The 17,100-nt window shown below is 65.0% G+C and carries 14 protein-coding genes; 7 read left to right on the top strand and 7 right to left on the bottom strand.

From position 1 onward, the window contains the following. Positions 1-5 precede the first annotated feature (5 nt). The 7 genes from ACVJNE_RS06510 to ACVJNE_RS06480 all read left to right on the top strand — a co-directional run bounded on the left by ACVJNE_RS06510 (position 6) and on the right by ACVJNE_RS06480 (position 9,204). Positions 6-1,532 carry a M81 family metallopeptidase gene (locus tag ACVJNE_RS06510; RefSeq protein WP_499563980.1) on the top strand — a complete coding sequence of 509 codons (1,527 nt, stop codon included), beginning with the start codon at positions 6-8 and terminating at the stop codon, positions 1,530-1,532. 83 nt (positions 1,533-1,615) lie between these two features. Then, complete coding sequence (locus ACVJNE_RS06505; protein WP_499564181.1) at positions 1,616-3,232, top strand: ABC transporter substrate-binding protein; 1,617 nt, start codon at positions 1,616-1,618, stop codon at positions 3,230-3,232. A 72-nt stretch (positions 3,233-3,304) separates the two neighbouring features. Next, positions 3,305-4,246: an ABC transporter permease gene (locus ACVJNE_RS06500; RefSeq protein WP_499563979.1), complete on the top strand. Its 942-nt coding sequence runs from the start codon at positions 3,305-3,307 to the stop codon at positions 4,244-4,246. Positions 4,247-4,275: 29 nt separating this feature from the next. Further along, the gene (locus tag ACVJNE_RS06495; protein ID WP_499564179.1) at positions 4,276-5,130 is read left to right on the top strand and encodes an ABC transporter permease; all 855 of its coding nucleotides are present in this window, start codon (positions 4,276-4,278) and stop codon (positions 5,128-5,130) included. Positions 5,131-5,133: 3 nt separating this feature from the next. Then, positions 5,134-6,795, top strand: coding sequence for an ABC transporter ATP-binding protein (locus ACVJNE_RS06490; protein ID WP_499563977.1), 1,662 nt, complete (start codon positions 5,134-5,136; stop codon positions 6,793-6,795). Between the two features lie 26 nt (positions 6,796-6,821). After that, the gene (locus tag ACVJNE_RS06485) at positions 6,822-7,985 is read left to right on the top strand and encodes a M20 aminoacylase family protein (RefSeq protein WP_499563975.1); all 1,164 of its coding nucleotides are present in this window, start codon (positions 6,822-6,824) and stop codon (positions 7,983-7,985) included. Between the two features lie 88 nt (positions 7,986-8,073). Further along, complete coding sequence (locus ACVJNE_RS06480) at positions 8,074-9,204, top strand: M20/M25/M40 family metallo-hydrolase (RefSeq protein ID WP_499563973.1); 1,131 nt, start codon at positions 8,074-8,076, stop codon at positions 9,202-9,204. A 35-nt stretch (positions 9,205-9,239) separates the two neighbouring features. Here the strand turns inward: ACVJNE_RS06480 and ACVJNE_RS06475 are convergent, their stop codons facing one another. From ACVJNE_RS06475 to ACVJNE_RS06445, 7 genes are all read right to left on the bottom strand, one after another. After that, on the bottom strand, positions 9,240-10,712 hold the full coding sequence (locus ACVJNE_RS06475; RefSeq protein WP_499563971.1) for a xylulokinase: 1,473 nt from the start codon (positions 10,710-10,712) through the stop codon (positions 9,240-9,242). Further along, positions 10,705-11,622, bottom strand: a complete 918-nt coding sequence (locus ACVJNE_RS06470) for an ABC transporter permease (protein ID WP_444726711.1) — start codon at positions 11,620-11,622, stop codon at positions 10,705-10,707. Before ACVJNE_RS06470 ends, ACVJNE_RS06475 begins: the two co-directional genes overlap by 8 nt. Positions 11,623-11,627: 5 nt before the next feature. Continuing rightward, positions 11,628-12,605, bottom strand: coding sequence for an ABC transporter permease (locus ACVJNE_RS06465; protein WP_499563970.1), 978 nt, complete (start codon positions 12,603-12,605; stop codon positions 11,628-11,630). Further along, positions 12,602-14,101 (bottom strand): sugar ABC transporter ATP-binding protein, encoded by a 1,500-nt coding sequence (locus ACVJNE_RS06460; RefSeq protein ID WP_499563969.1) that lies wholly within the window; start codon positions 14,099-14,101, stop codon positions 12,602-12,604. The genes ACVJNE_RS06465 and ACVJNE_RS06460 overlap by 4 nt, the downstream gene beginning before the upstream one ends. An 89-nt stretch (positions 14,102-14,190) precedes the next feature. Beyond that, positions 14,191-15,267, bottom strand: a complete 1,077-nt coding sequence (locus ACVJNE_RS06455) for an ABC transporter substrate-binding protein (RefSeq protein WP_499563967.1) — start codon at positions 15,265-15,267, stop codon at positions 14,191-14,193. A 168-nt stretch (positions 15,268-15,435) separates the two neighbouring features. Next, positions 15,436-16,296, bottom strand: a complete 861-nt coding sequence (locus ACVJNE_RS06450; RefSeq protein WP_173188906.1) for a MurR/RpiR family transcriptional regulator — start codon at positions 16,294-16,296, stop codon at positions 15,436-15,438. 45 nt (positions 16,297-16,341) lie between these two features. Next, positions 16,342-17,070 (bottom strand): creatininase family protein, encoded by a 729-nt coding sequence (locus ACVJNE_RS06445; RefSeq protein WP_499563965.1) that lies wholly within the window; start codon positions 17,068-17,070, stop codon positions 16,342-16,344. Positions 17,071-17,100: the final 30 nt, after the last annotated feature.

Raw genomic sequence — 17,100 nt, 5'->3', positions numbered from 1 at the left:
GTTGGATGAGCAAACGTGTTGCCATCGGCGGCTTCCTCCACGAGACGAACACGTTTGCGCCGACACTGGCCCGCTACGATAATTTCGAACAGGGCGGTGGCTATCTACCGCTGAGCCGTGGCGACGAGATCCTAGCCCGCTGCGGTGGCGTCAATCTCGGCATCAGCGGCTTCGTCGACTACGCGAAGGAGGCGGGCTGGGAGCTGGTGCCCCTGCTGTGGACCGGCGCGATCCCGTCGGCGCATGTCGAGAAGCACGCATATGAAGCCATAGCGGACGAACTGGTTGAACGGCTGCGCGCGGCTGGCCCGCTCGACGGACTTTTGCTCGACCTGCATGGTGCGATGGTCGCCGAGCATGTCGACGACGGGGAGGGCGAACTGTTGGCGAGGCTGCGCGCGGTTGCGGGGCCGGACCTGCCGATCGCGGCGAGCCTCGACCTTCATGGAAACGTGACGCGCAAGATGGTGGACCTTGCCGACGTGCTGGTCGCCTTTCGAACCTACCCGCATGTCGACATGGCCGAGACCGGCTACCGCGCCGCCGCACAGCTTGACCGGGTGATGGCGCGGGGCAAGCCGTTCGCGAAGGCGTTCCGGCAGGTGCCTTTCCTGATCCCCATCCCGTGGCAGTGCACGATGATCGAGCCGGCAGGGTCGCTCTACGAAGATGTCCGGGCGGCGGAGGCCGGGCCGGTTTCGAGCGCATCGATCCTTACCGGGTTTCCGGCGGCCGACTTCGAGGATTGCCTGCCGAGCGTGCTGGCCTATGCCGAAACACAGGAAGAGGCGGATGCCGCGGCCAATCGCCTGGAGCGGGCGTTTCTCGACCGTGAAACGCGGTTTGCCGGCAAGGCCTATTCGCCTGCCGAGGCGGTGCGCGAGGCGGCGCGCCTTGCCGCTTCCGCGATACGCCCGGTGGTGATCGCCGATACGCAGGACAATCCGGGCGCCGGCGGAGACTCCAACACGACCGGCATGTTGCGCGCCCTGATCGATGCGGGTGTGGAACGCGCGGCGACGGGCCTGATGGTCGACCCCGAGGCGGCGAAGGCCGCCCATCAGGCGGGCGAGGGCGCGGAGATCACAATCGCGCTGGGCGGACATTCCAACATCCCCGGCGACGCGCCGCTGGAGGGTACGTTCCGCGTCGAGCGCATCTCGGATGGCCGTTTTGTCGCGACAGGGCCGTATTATGGCGGGGCGCAGATGAATCTGGGACCGTCGGCCTGCTTGTCCATTGGCGGGATCAGGATCGTCGTCTCCACCTACAAGTCCCAACTCGCCGACAGGGAGATGTATCGCTTCGTCGGCATCGATCCCGAAAAGCAGGCGATCCTGGTCAACAAGAGTTCGGTACATTTCCGCGCCGATTTCGAGCCGATCGCCGAAGCAATCCTTGTGGCGACCGCACCCGGTCCGATGGCGCTCGATCCGGCCGACCTGCCGTTTACGCGGCTGCGGCCGGGCACGCGGCTGTCGCCCGGCGGCCGCCCCTTTCAAGGTGAGGAGGCCGTTCGCCGCGCGGTATGAGGCCGCTCCGTTATACCAACCGGCAACAAGACCGGACTGAACCACAGGCAAAAATCAAACGAAGAGGGAAACAGATGACACTGATGTCTCACGACTTTTCAAGGTCGGTCCTGGCCAGGGGCCGCTCGATCGCCGCTGCCGCCATGCTGGCGGCGTCCACGGCCATCATACCTGCCGGCACAGCGCTCGCGCAGGATGGCGATACCATCACCGCGGTGATGCATTCGGGCCTGCGCGTGCTCGACCCGATCATCACCACAGCGCATATCACCCGCAATCACGGCTACATGATCTATGACGTGCTGGTCGCGCAGGACAAGAACTTCACGCCGCAGCCACAGATGGCGGAATTCGCCGTCTCCGACGACGGGCTGACCTACACGTTCACGCTGCGTGACGGTCTCAAGTTCCACGATGGGGAGCCTGTGACGGCCGCCGATGCAGTTGCCTCGCTGCAGCGCTGGGGCAAGCGCGATTCCGGCGGTCAGCTCATCTTCGACGTGACCGCGAGCCTCGAGGCGACGGACGACAAGACCGTTACCTGGACCCTGTCGGAGCCGTTCGGTCCGCTGCTCGACATCGTCAGCAAGCAGTCGGCGGTGCCGCCTTTCATCATGCCTGCGCGTGTAGCCGAAACCTCCGCCGACGAGGCGATCACCGACTATACCGGGTCTGGGCCGTTTGTCTTCGTGGAGGAAGAATTCGAACCCGGCGTCTCGGTGACTTACGCCAAGTTCGCGGACTATGTGCCGCGCGAGGAGCCCGTCGACTGGATGGCGGGCGGCAAGGTCGTCAACGTCGACACGGTGAAATGGGTGGCGATGCCCGACGCCCAGACGGCGATCAACGCGCTGGTTTCGGGCGAGATCGACTATCTCGAGCAGACGCCGATCGACCTGCTGCCGATCCTCGAGGCCAGCCCGGACGTGGTGGTGGAGGTGCGCGATCCGCTTGGCTATCAGACGATGGGCCGCATGAACTTCAAGCATCCGCCGTTCGACGACGTGAAGATCCGGCAGGCGGCCCTGATGGCGATGAGCCAGGAGCCGGTGCTGGCAACCTTGATCGGCAATCCCGAGTACTACCAGATGTGCGGTGCCGTGTTCGGGTGCGGAACGCCACTGGAGTCCGCTACGGGAACGGAGAGCCTCACGGGTGCCGGAGACGCAGCCGGCGCCAAGGCTCTGCTCGAAGAGGCCGGCTATGACGGCACGCCGATCGTGCTGATGCAGCCGACCGACGTGGTGACGCTTACCGCCCAGCCTGTGGTGGCTGCGCAGCAGTTGCGCGAAGCCGGCTTCAACGTCGACATGCAGGCGATGGACTGGCAGACGCTGGTGACGCGCCGCGCCAGCCAGGCGGCGCCTTCGGAAGGCGGCTGGAACATCTTCTTCACCAACTGGATGGTGCCGGAGATTTCCTCGCCGCTGATCAACCCGATGGTCAACGGTCGTGGCGACGCTGCCTGGTTCGGCTGGCCCGAGGACCCGGAGCTGGAAGAGCTGCGCGCGGAGTTCATCGCCGCCACCTCTGCGGACGCGCAGAAGGAGATCGCGGAACGCATCCAGGCGCATGTCATCGATGTCGTGAATTACGTGCCGCTCGGTCAGTATCTGCCGGTCCAGTCGCGGCGCACGAACATCGTCAACATGATCCCCGCGCCGGTGCCGGTGTTCTGGGAGGTCGACAAGACCGAGTAAGGCCCGCTTCGTCCCCCGCCTTCGCGGCGGGGGACATCATTTCCTCCGAGTCCAGAAGGGGCCACCTCGCCGATGCTTGGCTACATCATCCGGCGCATCCTTGCCGTCATTCCCGTGATGGCGATCGTCGCGATCTTCGTCTTCCTGCTTCTGCGCCTGACGCCGGGCGATCCCGCGGCGATCATCGCGGGTGATTCCGCCACGCCCGCCCAGCTCGAGCGTATCCGCGAGTCGCTCGGCCTGTCCGAGCCGCTCCACGTCCAGCTCGTCACCTGGATCGGCCAGCTCTTCCGGGGCGATCTCGGCACCTCGATCATCTCGAACCAGCCCGTGACCCGGCTGATCGGCCAGCGCATCTGGCCGACGCTACAGATCGGCACGCTGACCATCATCCTGTCGGTGCTGATCGCCGTGCCGCTCGGCGTGCTTGCCGCTTGGCGCCACCGGACCTGGGTCGACTACGCGGTGATGACCTTTTCCGTGCTCGGCTTCTCGATACCGGTCTTCGTCATCGGCTACATCTTCATCAAGATCTTCGCGATCGACCTGCGCTGGCTGCCCGTGCAGGGCTACAGCGCGCCCAGCGAAAATCTGCAGGCTTTCTTCCTGCGAGCGATCCTGCCCTGCCTGACGCTGGCGACGATCTACGTCGCGCTGATCGCGCGGATGACGCGCGCGAGCATGCTGGAGGTGCTGGGCGAGGACTATGTGCGCACCGCGCGCGCCAAGGGCGTGAAGGAGCGTATCGTGCTGTTCCGTCATGCGCTGCGCAACGCGGCGGTGCCGATCATGACCATTATCGGCACCGGTTTCGCTCTGCTGATCTCGGGCGTGGTGGTGACGGAGAGCGTCTTCAACATACCCGGCATCGGCAGGCTCACAGTCGACGCGATCCTGGCGCGGGACTATCCGGTGATCCAGGCGATGATCCTGCTGACGAGCGCGATCTACGTGTTCATCAATCTCCTTATCGACATTTCCTACACCTTCTTCGATCCGAGGATCCGCTACTGATGGCCGGCCAACCGCAACCGACCTCCGCCATGCAGGTCGTGCTCGGCGCGATCCAGCTTCCGGCGTCCTTCCGCCTCGGTGTCGGCCCTATCATCGCGGCGGTCGTGCTGTTCCTGATCGTGCTGGCGACAGCCACGGCCTATCTCTACGTGCCGCACGACCCGATGAACATGAACGCACTGCAACGCCTCAAGGGGCCGAGCGAGACCTTCTGGCTCGGCACCGATCCCTACGGCCGCGACCTGTTCTCCCGCGTCATGATCGGCGGGCAGGTGTCGTTGCTGATCGGCATCGGCGCGGCAATCGTTTCCGTCTTTATCGGTTTGGTGATCGGCCTCGTCTCCGGTTTCTTCCGTACCGCGGACGCGATCATCATGCGCATCATGGATGCACTGATGGCGATCCCCTCGATCCTGCTGGCCATCGCGCTGGTCGCACTCAACGGGCCGAGCATCTGGTCGGTGATCTTTGCGATCACCATTCCGGAGATTCCACGTGTGGTGCGGCTGGTGCGCTCGGTCGTGCTTTCGGCGCGCGAGGAGCCTTATGTCGAGGCTGCGATCGCGCTCGGCTCGTCGATGTCGAAGATCCTGTGGCAGCACCTGATGCCGAATACGCTCGCGCCGATCATCGTGCAGGGGACCTATATCTGCGCGTCGGCGATCCTCACCGAGGCGATCCTGTCGTTCCTGGGCGCGGGCGTTTCGACCGAGATTCCCACCTGGGGCAACATCATGGCCGAGGGGCGCATGTTCTTTCAGATCAAGCCCGAACTGATCTTCTGGCCGGGGCTGATGCTGTCGCTTTGCATCCTCTCGATCAATTTGCTCGGCGACACGGCGCGCGACATGCTCGATCCGCGCCTCAAGAAGCGGGAGGCCTGAGCGATGATCTTCCGCAATCGCGATTTCTCGGACCGTCCGACGGCTTTGCAGATCAAGGGCCTCTCCGTCGCCACCGTCGGCGGCAGGACGGAAACGCAGATCCTTTCTTCCATCGACGTGACGATCCGCGACGGGGAGACCGTTTGCCTCGTGGGCGAGTCGGGTTCCGGCAAGTCGGTCACCTCGCTCGCCGTCATGGGACTGCTTCCCAAAGGCTCGCTCGAGGTCACCGGCGGCCGCATCGAGCTGGAGGGTCAGAACCTTCTCGACCTCGATGCCGGCGCGATGCGGGAGATGCGGGCGCGCCGTATCTCGATGATCTTCCAGGAACCGATGACGGCGCTGAACCCGGTCATGACGGTCGGCGCGCAGATCGAGGAGGTGCTGGACAGCCACACAAGGCTGGGAGCAACCGAGAAGAAAAAGCGCGTCATCGACATCATGGAGCAGGTGCATCTGCCCGACGTCGAACGTGTTTACGGCTCCTACCCGCACCAGCTTTCCGGCGGCCAACGGCAGCGCATCATGATCGCGATGGCGCTGATCCTCGAACCCAAGCTGCTGATTGCCGACGAGCCGACAACGGCGCTGGACGTGACGACGCAGAACCAGGTGCTCAAGCTCATCGCCGAATTGCAGGAACGCCACGGCACCGCCGTGCTCTTCATCACGCACGACATGGGCGTCGTGGCCGAGATCGCCGATACCGTGTACGTCATGCGGCATGGCGAAATCGTCGAGCACGCGCCGGTGGAAACGCTGCTTCGTTCGCCCCGCAAAGTCTATACGCGCGAGCTGCTCGCCGCGGTTCCGAGCCTGATTCCGCGCGCGGCACGCGCTTCCCGTGATGGCGCCCCGGCGCTGGACGTCAAGGGCCTGACCAAGATCTACGATACGCGCGGCGTTTTCGGCAAAGGCCGGCAGACGCGTGCGGCCGAGAATGTCGATTTCGCGATCGGCCGCGGCCGCACACTCGGCATTGTCGGCGAAAGCGGATCGGGCAAGTCGACGGTGGCGCGCTGCATCATGCGTCTCATCGATCCGACAGACGGCGAAATCCGGGTCGGGCAGGCCGACATCGCCAAGCTCAATCGCGCCGCGCTCCAGCCGCACCGCAAGCATATCCAGATCGTCTTCCAGGACCCGTTCCGGTCGCTCAATCCGCGCTGGACGATAGGCGACAGCCTCATCGAGGGACTGCTCAATTTCGGCCAGTCGCGCGACGAGGCCCTCAAGCACGCCGGCGAACTGATGGAGCTGGTCGGCCTGCCGCGCGACGCGCTCAGGCGCTACCCGCACCAGTTCTCGGGCGGCCAGCGCCAGCGCGTTGCCATAGCCCGCGCGATCGCGATGCGGCCCGACATCCTCGTCGCCGACGAGGCCGTGTCTGCGCTGGACGTTTCGGTCCAGGCGCAGGTGCTGAAGCTGCTCGACGACCTGCAGGAAAAGCTCGGCATCGCCATTCTCTTCATCACGCATGACCTGCGGGTCGCCGCGCAGATCTGCGACGAGGTGGTGGTGATGCAGCACGGCCGCATCGTAGAGCACGACACGGCCGAGAACGTGCTGGGCCGCCCGGCGCACGACTATACGCGGGCGCTTATCGAAGCGGCGCCCGGTCGAAGCTGGGACTTCGCCAATTTCAGGGAACTCGCGACGAACTGAGCGTCGCACATGCCAAGGAGACGACCATGCCAAGCCTGCCCCGGATCGAGGAATATGCCGACGAGCTGACCGCCATCAGGCGCGACCTGCACGAGCACCCGGAGATCGGTTTCGAGGAGACGCGCACGGCGGGCATCGTCGCCGAGAAGCTTCGCTCCTGGGGCATCGAAGTGCATACGGGCATCGGCAAGACCGGTGTCGTCGGCGTGCTGGAAGGCAAGGGCGGCGGTGGCCGCGCGGTCGGCCTGCGCGCCGACATGGACGCCCTGCCGATGGACGAGGAAACGAACCTGCCGTGGCGCTCGAAATCGGCGGGCAAGTTTCACGGCTGCGGCCATGACGGGCATACGACCATGCTGCTGGGGGCTGCGCGCTACCTTTCCGAGACGCGGGACTTTTCCGGCAAGGCGGTGTTCATCTTCCAGCCCGCCGAGGAAGGCCTGGGCGGCGCGCGAGCCATGCTTGCCGATGGGCTTTTCGAGCGGTTTCCCTGCGACGAAGTCTATGGCATGCACAACAATCCGCTCGCGACCCCCAACAAGGTTGGCGTGAAGCCGGGGCCGGCGATGGCGGGTTCGACCTTCTTCGACATCCATGTGAAGGGCGTGGGCAGCCATGGCGCCATGCCGCACCATTCGAAGGACCCGATCGTCGCGATTACTTCGCTGGTGCAGACGCTGCAGTCGATCGTCAGCCGCAACGTGCCGGCGGTGAAGCCGGCCGTGCTTTCGGTCACGCAGATCCACTCCGGCTCGGCCTACAATGTCGTGCCCGACAAGGCGGTGATCTGCGGCACGATCCGCTATTTCGACGACGAGGTGCGCGACCTAATCCACAAGCGGATCGAAGAGATGTGCGAGGGCTATTCGAAGCTGTTCGGCATCGAGGTGACGGCGGATCTGCGGCCGATCTTCACCGTACTGATGAACGACGCCGACCTGAGTGAGGCCTATCTCGACGCGGCTTCGGAGATTGTGGGGACCGAAAACATCACCAACGAAAACGAACTGGTGATGGGCAGCGAGGATTTTGCCGACATGCTGAAAGCCGTGCCGGGCGCCTATTGCACCATCGGCCATGGGGGCGATGTGCCGGTTCACAATCCGGGTTTCGTCTTTGATGACGCCATCCTTCCGGTGGGCGCCAGCGTCATGGCGCGCATCGTCGAGAAGCGCCTGCCGCTGAGCTGAGTTCCACATAACGAGGGCAGAACCCCGACGCATCGGCGGGGTTCGTTTGCCTATCCGGCGATTTCAGCCGATGCCGAAAGACGCATTCATGAACCTGAACGCACTCCCCTTCGACAGCGACGCCATGATTTCCGGGCTGAAGCCCTGGATCGAGTGCGAAAGCCCGACATTCGACGCGGCAGCCGTCGACCGGATGATGGACCTTGCGAGCTACGATCTGGCGGCCGCAGGCGCCGAGATCGAGCGGATCCCCGGTCGCATGGGGTTTGGCGGGTCAGTCCGCGCGCGGTTTCCGCACAAGAATTTCGGCAAGCCGGGCATCCTGATCTCCGGCCATCTCGACACCGTTCACCCTATCGGCACGCTTGAGAAGCTGCCTTTCCGCCGTGACGGCAACAGATGCTACGGCCCGGGCATCCAGGACATGAAGGGAGGCAACTACGCGGCGGTGGAGGCGATCCGACAGCTCGCGCTGGCCGGCATCGAAACGCCTCTGCCCGTGACAGTGCTGTTCACGCCGGACGAGGAGGTCGGCACGCCCTCGACCCGCGAGCTGATCGAGATGGAAGCGCGGAAGAACAAATATGTGCTGGTGCCCGAGCCCGCGCGCCCCGACGGCGGCGCGGTGACCGGCCGCTATGCGATCGCGCGCTTCAACCTGAAGACCGAAGGCCGGCCGAGCCATGCCGGCTGGGCGCTCAAGGATGGCCGCTCGGCGATCGCGCTGATGGCGCGCAAGCTGCTTGAGGTGGAGGCCATGACCAGCGACGACTGCACCTTCTCCGTGGGCGTCATCCATGCCGGTCAGTGGGTCAACTGCGTTTCGTCAGTCTGCCATGCAGAAGCCCTGTCGATGGCGAAGCGCCAGGATGATCTTGACCGGGGCGTCGAGGCGATGCTGGCGTTGACGGCGGAGGAGAACGACGTCCGGTTCGAGGTGACGCGCGGGGTTACCCGTCCTGTCTGGGAACCGGACGCGGGCACCATGGCGCTCTATGAAGTGGGCAAGGCAGTTGCTGCCGAGATCGGCTTCGACCTGACGCATGGCAGCGCCGGTGGCGGCTCGGACGGAAACTTCACCGGCGCGCTCGGCATCCCAACTCTCGATTCGATCGGCGTGCGCGGCGCGGGGCTACACACGCTGGGCGAACATATCGAGGTGGACAGCCTTGCGGAACGGGCTCGGCTGATGGCGGGTCTGCTCGCGCGGCTCGACTGAAACGAGGATGCCGGCGGTAAGCGTGGCGTCCTGACCTAGTTGGTGCGCCCGGCCTCTTCGCGGAAGCGCTTCCATGAAAGGTCTATCCGGTCCTGCACGGCGGGGTTCGGCTTGTGGACCCGCGCGATCCGGACCGAGCGTTCGACGACCGCAGCGAGGTCCGCCGGGCCTGCGCACGCACGCGCGAGAATAGCAGCGCCGGTTGCCGACGTGTCGCGTTCGGCGACGACACGCACTTCCCGGTTCAGCACGTCGGCGATGATCTGACACCATGCAGGCGACTGGGCGCCGCCTTCGGCAAGATGGACCCGCTCAAGCCCGACGCCGGCCACCTCGAAGCTTTCCAGACAGGCACGGATGTTGAAGGCGACGCCCTCGTAGACGGCGCGCACGAGATGACCGGCTCCGTGCGTGACGTTCAGGCCCGCAACGGCGGCAAACCGCGAGGGGTCGTTCCATGGCGTGCCGGCACCCTCGAGGAACGGCAGGAAAACCGCGGCGTCCGATCCGGGCTCCGTTGCCTGAACAAGGCGTTCAAGATCGTCAAAGCCGAAGGGGCGGCCGGCAAAACCGGTGCCGAGATTGCGGAGCCAGGCGATCGAGAGGCCGCCGGCGGGGATGAGCCCAAGCCATAGTTCGCGGTCGGGCGTGACGTGCGCCATCCGCCACAGGCCCGGAACCAGCGCCGGTGGCTGGTTGGGAACGGAGGCGACGATATGGCCGGCGGTGCCGAGCGTCACGGCTGCTGTACCGGCTGCGAACGCGCCGCAGCCGACGCCGAGCGCACCGGTGTCGCCCGAACCGGGCACGACGCCGAGGCCACGGGGCAGGCCGGTTGCTGACGATGCCTCGGGGGTGACATGGCCGACTATTTCGGTTGAGGCGCGGATCGGGCTGAGATGGCCGGGCGCGAGGCCCGAGAGGGTCACCAGCGCCGCGTCCCATTGGCGGCTGACGAGGTTCATCATCAGCGTTGCCGACGCCTCATTGGCATCCGTCGCGACGGCGCCAGTGAGGCGCCACAGGATGTAATCCTTGACCTGAAACACATGTCTTGCCCGCTGCATTCGCGCAGGCTCATGGCGGGCCAGCCATTGCAGCTTGGGCAGCACCGCGATCGGAGAGGTTGGGGACGAGACCTTGGCTGCAAGCGCCTCGGCATGCGAGCGCTCGAGTTCGGCGACCTCGTCGCCACAGCGCTGGTCGAGCCAGATGAGGCTCCGTCCGAGAGCCGCGCCGTCGGCATCGATCAGCACGATGCCGTTCAATTGTCCCGACAGGCCGGCCGCGATGACGCTCGCGGGGTCGATTTCCGCCATGACGACCGCGGCAGCGGTCGAAAGCGCGCGCCACCAGTCCTCGGGCTCCTGTTCGGCGCGATCCGGTGCGGGCTTGAAGGTCTCGTAGCCGCTGCTCGCGTGAGCCGCGAGCGTGCCGTCCCCACGCAGCGCCACGACCTTGACCGCGGAGGTGCCGAAATCGATCCCGAGCGTCAGGCCGTCAACCACGCCGGCCCTGCTGGTAGATGATGGCCGCAACGGCGATGACCAGACCCTGCACGATCAACTTGCCTGACTGGTCGACACCGAACACCGTCAGCAGGTTGAGGACCATGACGAGAAGGGCGGCACCCAGCACGGTTCCCACTGCGCCGCCGGCTCCGCCGCCGAACACGGCTCCGCCGAGGATCACAGCGGCAATCGAGCTCAGGACGTAGTCGGCGCCGAGGTTCAGCGAGCCGACGCCGACGAGGCCGGAAAGCAGCAGGCCGCCGCTCGCGGCAAACAGCCCGCTGAGGACATGCGAGACCAGTAGCGTACGATTCACCGGGATGCCGGAATAGGTGGCGGCAGACGGGTTGTCGCCCGCGGCGAAGATGTAGCGGCCAATCGTAAGCCGGCGCATGAGCAGATAGGCGACGATGGCGAAGCCGAGCCAGATGAGGCCGGACACGGGAACGACGCCGATGCGGCCACGGCCGAGCCACTTGATCACGTCGGCCATCGAGCTGCCCGGCGCGCCGCCGGTGTAAAGGAAGCCGATGCCGGTGATGATGGCGGCCGTGCCAAGGGTGACGACGACGGCCGATGCGCGCAGCACCGTCACCAGTACGCCGTTGACGAGGCCTATGAAAAGTCCGGCGGACAGCGCCACGGCGATGGGGACGGCTGGGTGATAACCGTTCCACATGGCGTGCGAGACGATGAGGTTGACGAAGGCGATCGTCGCACCGACCGAGAGATCGAGCGAACGATTGGCCACGACGAATGTCTGGCCGAGCGCAACGATGCCGAGCGGCGCTGCCTGACGCAGCAGGATCATCAGGAAGGGAAGCGACAGGAACTGCGGCTGGGTGAAGGCCGCAAACACGCAGACCGCTATCAACCCCCAGAAGGCAGGGGGAAGGGAAAGAAGCATCCTCTTCACAGGCCGGCCTCGCGTCTGCGGAAGAGGCTTACGGCGGCAATCAGCATCGTGCCTTTCACGACGAACTGGTAGTAGGGCGATACGCCAGCCAGATTGAGCCCATTGTTAAGAATGCCGATGATGAGCACGCCGGCAATGGTTCCGATCGGACCGCCGACGCCTCCGGAGAGGAGCGTGCCGCCGAGAGCCGCGCCCAGGACGCTATCGAGCCCCAGTGCGCTGCCGACATTGGGGTCGCCCGACGCGAGGCGTCCGGTCAGGTAGGCACCGGCGAGCGCGGCCGCCAGAGACGAGATCACATAGGTCGATACGCGGATTTTCGGCGCTGCGATGCCGCTTATCCAGGCGGCCTGCGGGTTCTGGCCCGTGGCATAGAGCTTCACGCCGTAGCCGGTCCCGTGCATCAGCCAGATCGCGGCGATGACGCCGGCGACGATCCAGTAGAAGCCGGCGGGAAGGCCGAGGAACGAACCGGACGCCAGCCCGACGAGTGCGGGCGGTGCAATGCCACCGGGCGTGGGGAGGAGGATCAGGGCGATGCCCTGCACGATCGAGCTGGTCGCCAGCGTCATAATGATCGGATGAACGCGCAGATAGACGCAGCCCATACCATTGGCGAGCCCCACGGTAGCGGCGGCGGCGAAAGCGAGCGGTATCTTGACCGGGTCGGCCAGATCCAGCGTCAGGATGGCCGAGGTCAGCGAAATGACCGCGCCGACGGAGAGGTCGAACCCGGCGCCCAGAAGCACAAAGGTCTGGCCCAGCGAGACGAGGAAGAGGGGTGCGAGCTGGCCCGCAAGGTTCGACAGGTTCGTGCCGGAATAGAAACTCTGGGGCACGATGACCGACAGCGCGACCAGCATCAACGCCAGGATGGCGAAGGACAAGGCCGCGCCGCGCTGGCGGTACCAGAACGCATCCCGCCGGAAGCGGGCAAGAAGCCTGCGCGGGGTACTCGGCGATGCGGCGCTCATGCCGCCTGGCTTTCGACGGCAGGCAAGGCCGCCCGCAGCAATTCGCTCTCGGTCGCGCCCTCGGCCGGAACCTCGGCGACGATCCTGCCGTCGCGGATGACAAGAAGACGGTCGCAGAGGCCGATAAGTTCTGGCAATTCGCGCGACGTGACGAGTATTCCGCGCCCGCCGGCGGCGAACTGCCTGAGCTGGCGGTAGATTTCGCGCTTCGCACCGACATCGACGCCGCGCGTCGGCTCCTCGCAGAGAAGGATACGGGCGCCCGCAAGCAGCCAGCGGCCAAGCACCACCTTCTGCTGGTTGCCGCCCGAGAGATCAACGACCGCCGTTCGTGCGTTCGGCGCCTTGACGGCGAGGTCCTTCATGATGCCGCCGACCTGCTGCCGCATGCCGGGAACCCAAGACAGAATCCCACGCCGCGCGATGGCGGCCGTGGCCATGTTGGCGCCGATGTCGAGCGACAGGAACAGCCCGTCATCCTTGCGGCTTTCCGGGACGAAGCCGATGCCCCCCGCCATGCGCCGACGCGCCGAGTGCCCCTCGATCGCATCGCCGCCGAGGACGAGCGAGCCGCCATCGGCTTTGTCGAAGCCCGCCAGAAGGCGCATAAGCTCCTGCTGGCCCTGGCCTTCCAGGCCGGCGATCCCGACGATCTCGCCCTCGCGGATTTCGAGCGACAGAGGATGCGGCGACGCCTCTCCGCGCAGATCTTTGGCAGACAGCAGAACTGATCCGGGTTGCGCTGCGCGGGGCTCGAAAAGCTCTTCGATGGGACGCCCCACCATGCCCTGGATAACCTCGTCGACGTTCGTTTCCGCCGCAGGCACGCAACGGACGAATGCGCCGTCCTTCATGATCGTGATGTCGTCGCAGATCGCGAAGATCTCGCTCAGCCGATGGGAGATGTAGAAGATGACCTTGCCTTCGCCGGCGAGCCTGCGGATCAACGCAAACAGGGTCTCGACTTCGTGCGAGGCAAGCGCGGCGGTCGGCTCGTCGAAGATGAAGACCGACGCGTCGGCGAGGACCCCCTTGGCGATCTCGATCATCTGCTGCTGGCCGACGCTCAGTGCGCCGACCCGCCGGTCGGGATCGATGCGAAGGTCGAGCGCGGCAAGTGCGGCGACCGTCCTCGCCTTCATCTCGCCGCGCCGGACGGCCCTCCCGTTTTCGCCGGTGCGGCCGAGAAAGAGGTTTTCTGCCACCGACAGGTTGGGCAGCAGGGAAAATTCCTGGAAAATGGTGGAAATGCCGGCGTGATGCGCATCGCTGGGATGGTTGAACTGGACCGTCTCGCCGCGAAGGCGGATCGTTCCGGCATCCGGCCTGAACACGCCCGAAAGCAGCTTCATCAGCGTCGATTTGCCGGCTCCGTTCTCGCCCATGACGGCATGAACCTTGCCAGCGTGGCCGACGAGCTGCATGTCGCGCAGGGCCTTGACCGGGCCAAAGCTCTTGCTGAGGCCTTCGACCTGGATCAGGGGAGTGGCAGCCACCATCGCATCCAAACTAAATCACAGATTTGCGCAGCGTGCCGCGCATGACATCGGCCCGGCAAGGCCGAGCCGACAGGATGATGATAGCCTCAGTTGCCGTAGAGTTCCTTCAGCTTATCGTCGGGCAGGATGGAGCCCACCCAGTAGGAATCGTTCAGATCCGGACGATAGAGCTCATCGAGGTCGGCCGAGGTGTAGGGCTCGGCGACGACCTTGTATTCGCCGTAGATGTCCTGGCCATTGAGCACGCCCACGGCGGCGGCCACACCTTCGGCAACCATCCAGGTGGGGTTCTGCGGTGCGATCGAGTCGAAGCCGGCAGACTGGTTGTCCTTCCATGCGCCGAAGAAGCCGTTATTGGCCTCACCGGTCATCGGGACGAGATCGCGGCCCAGCTCGTTGAAGACCTCGATGCAGGCCTGCGTCATGGCGCCGCCCGACGACCACACGCCGTCGATCTGCGGGTGAGCGAGCGCAAGGCTCTCGCACGCCTGGCGGCCCTGGTCATAGGCCCACTGCGCGTAGACCTCGCCGACGACCTCGATGCCCGGATGCTTTTCGAAAACCTCCGCGGCGCCCGCCCAGCGGTCGGTGTCGACCGAGATGCCGGCTATGCCGCGCAGTGCGATGACCTTACCTTCGCCGCCCATGGATTCGGCGAGGAATTCGCCGCCGTCGCGACCGAACTTGACCTGATCGGCGAGGATGCGGACGGTCGCCTTCTCCGTCTCGGCGTCGGCTGCGACGATGATTACGGCTACGCCGGCGTCATAGGCCTTCTCGAGCACGGGCACGACGGCAACCGGCGAGGTCGGGTTGATGACGATCGCGTCGACGCCCTGAGCCAGCATGTCCTCGACGTCGGCCACCTGCTTCGAGGGGTCGAAATTGGCGTCGGTGACGATATAGCGCTCGATCTCGGGAAACTGGGCGGCGCGCCATTCGGCTTCGGCAAGAAGCTGGACGACCCAGCTATTGCCGGTGAAGACGTTCGAGAAGCCGATCGTATATTTGCCGTCGCGGCGCGCTTCATAGCGCGAGACGTCGACGAGCTCGGCGCCATCGGCGGGCCCGAGACCAGGATGAAGCGTCACCTCGGTCTGCGCATGGGCAGCCTGGGTGAGAAGTGCGAGCGCCACGCCCGTGCAGATGCCGGAAAATCTCATTGCAGTTCCCCTTTGCGTTGACCGGCACCCCCGCAACGATGAGCGGCGCCAGCTTCGATCGAGGAAACTCTAACAGCCTAGCCAGAAATGTAAAGATTTTCCTTTTTGGCTAAAGACTTGACATCATTCTGAATTCACTATGTTTTTTTCATGCAAAAATTTTCATTGTTAGGACTCAGGGCTTTGGCCGCGCGCAAGGCCCGCCTTGATCTTGGCAAGAAGGCCTTCCCGGTCCAGTTCGGCCGACTGTCCGATATGGAATGCCAGCAGCCCGATGACATAGTGGTAGGCGAAGTGCGAGATCGACGGCGTGTAGATGTCGATCTCCTCGAAGACGGATATTTCCAGAAGGATGTCGGCCTTGCGCGAAAGCGGCGTGTGCGGTGCGGTCATGCAAAGCACCTGTGCGCCCTGGCGATGGGCCATGTCGGCTGCGTCGAGCACTTCCTGTGAATGGCCGGTGTGCGAAATGCAGATGGCGACGTCGCCAACGCCCAGCAGGCTGGAGGCGATGCGCATGAAATGCGAGTCGGCCACATAGGTGGCTTCCAGGCCAAGCCGCATGAGACGCATTGCCGTTTCCGAGGCGATGAGGCCGGACACCGCAACGCCGAAGGTGCGGATGCGCCTTGCCGAGCGTATCGCACGGATGGCGTCGACCAGCGCTTCCGGGTTGAGCCGGGTGAAGGTCGAGTTCAGCGAGGCAACGACCTGCTGGAGATAGAGATATTCCAGCCTGCCGCCGGCGATCTCGACCTCGTCGAGAGCCTGGATGGACTGGTGGTAATAGGGACTTTGCGCGCTCTTGGCCTGCGCGATCGACAGCTTCAGTTCACGGAAGCCTTCGACCTCGAGGAGCCTGCTGAAGCGGGTGAGCGAGGAGGCCGAGACACCGGCTGCCTCGGCGACATCGGTAATCGAGCCGCGCAGGAAGAAATCTGCATCGGCGAGGATGAGGTCGGCGATCTTCTTCTCGGCCTTCTTCAGCCCGGGATAGATCTTGGAAATGCGGCTGAAGACGTCGTTCATGGTCGGTCCTGCATCGACTTGGCGATGGGACCGATATGGACCACGTCAGGCTTCCGCGCAAATCTCGCGGACGGCGCGCGCCATGGAGTCCACGAAGATCGAGAGCATCGCCTTGCCTTTCTCGGCGGTGGCAAGCGTGGCGTCTCCGAAAACGCCGCTCTCGCTGAGCTCGCCCATGGGGCGACCGCCCTGGAAATAGCCGCGATCACGGTCGGGATATTCCCGAACCGCCTTGTCCATGTCGACAAGGTGTGGAGCGACGGCGAGCATCAGCGACGTCTCGAATTCGCAGGCATGGACGATGCCGTGCCAGGTCGGGCTTTCGCAGTGCTCGGCCATCACGGAGCCGAGGTCCGGATAGAACAGCCGCCAGACCTTGACGCCGGCATGGTCCCACAAACGACGGGAGGCGTATTTCATCGTGGCGCCGTTCGCCTCGTGCCCGTTTATCAGGAACACGTGCCGGACGCCGTGACGGGCAAGGCTTTCCGCGATCTGGACGATAACATCCTCGAGCGTGCGGGATTCGACGGTTACCGAGCCCGGTGCGTCGCGCCATACCCAGGAATAGCCGTAAGGCATCGTCGGCATCACGGTTGCGCCCGTGGCCTCGGCGACCCGGACGGCCAGCGCCTCGGCGAGGATGATGTCGACGCCGAGCGGCAAGTGATAGCCATGCTGCTCCGTTGCGCCGAGAGGCAGGATCACCGCGGGACATTGCGCGATGCGTGCGGCAAAGGCGTCGCGGGAAAGGTTCTTGGCTTCGACAGTCATGGATAGCTCGCCGCTGGTCGTTGGTTTCAA

This window comes from Mesorhizobium sp. DxT, assembly GCF_058448885.1.
This window is presented reverse-complemented; position numbering and strand designations above follow the sequence as displayed.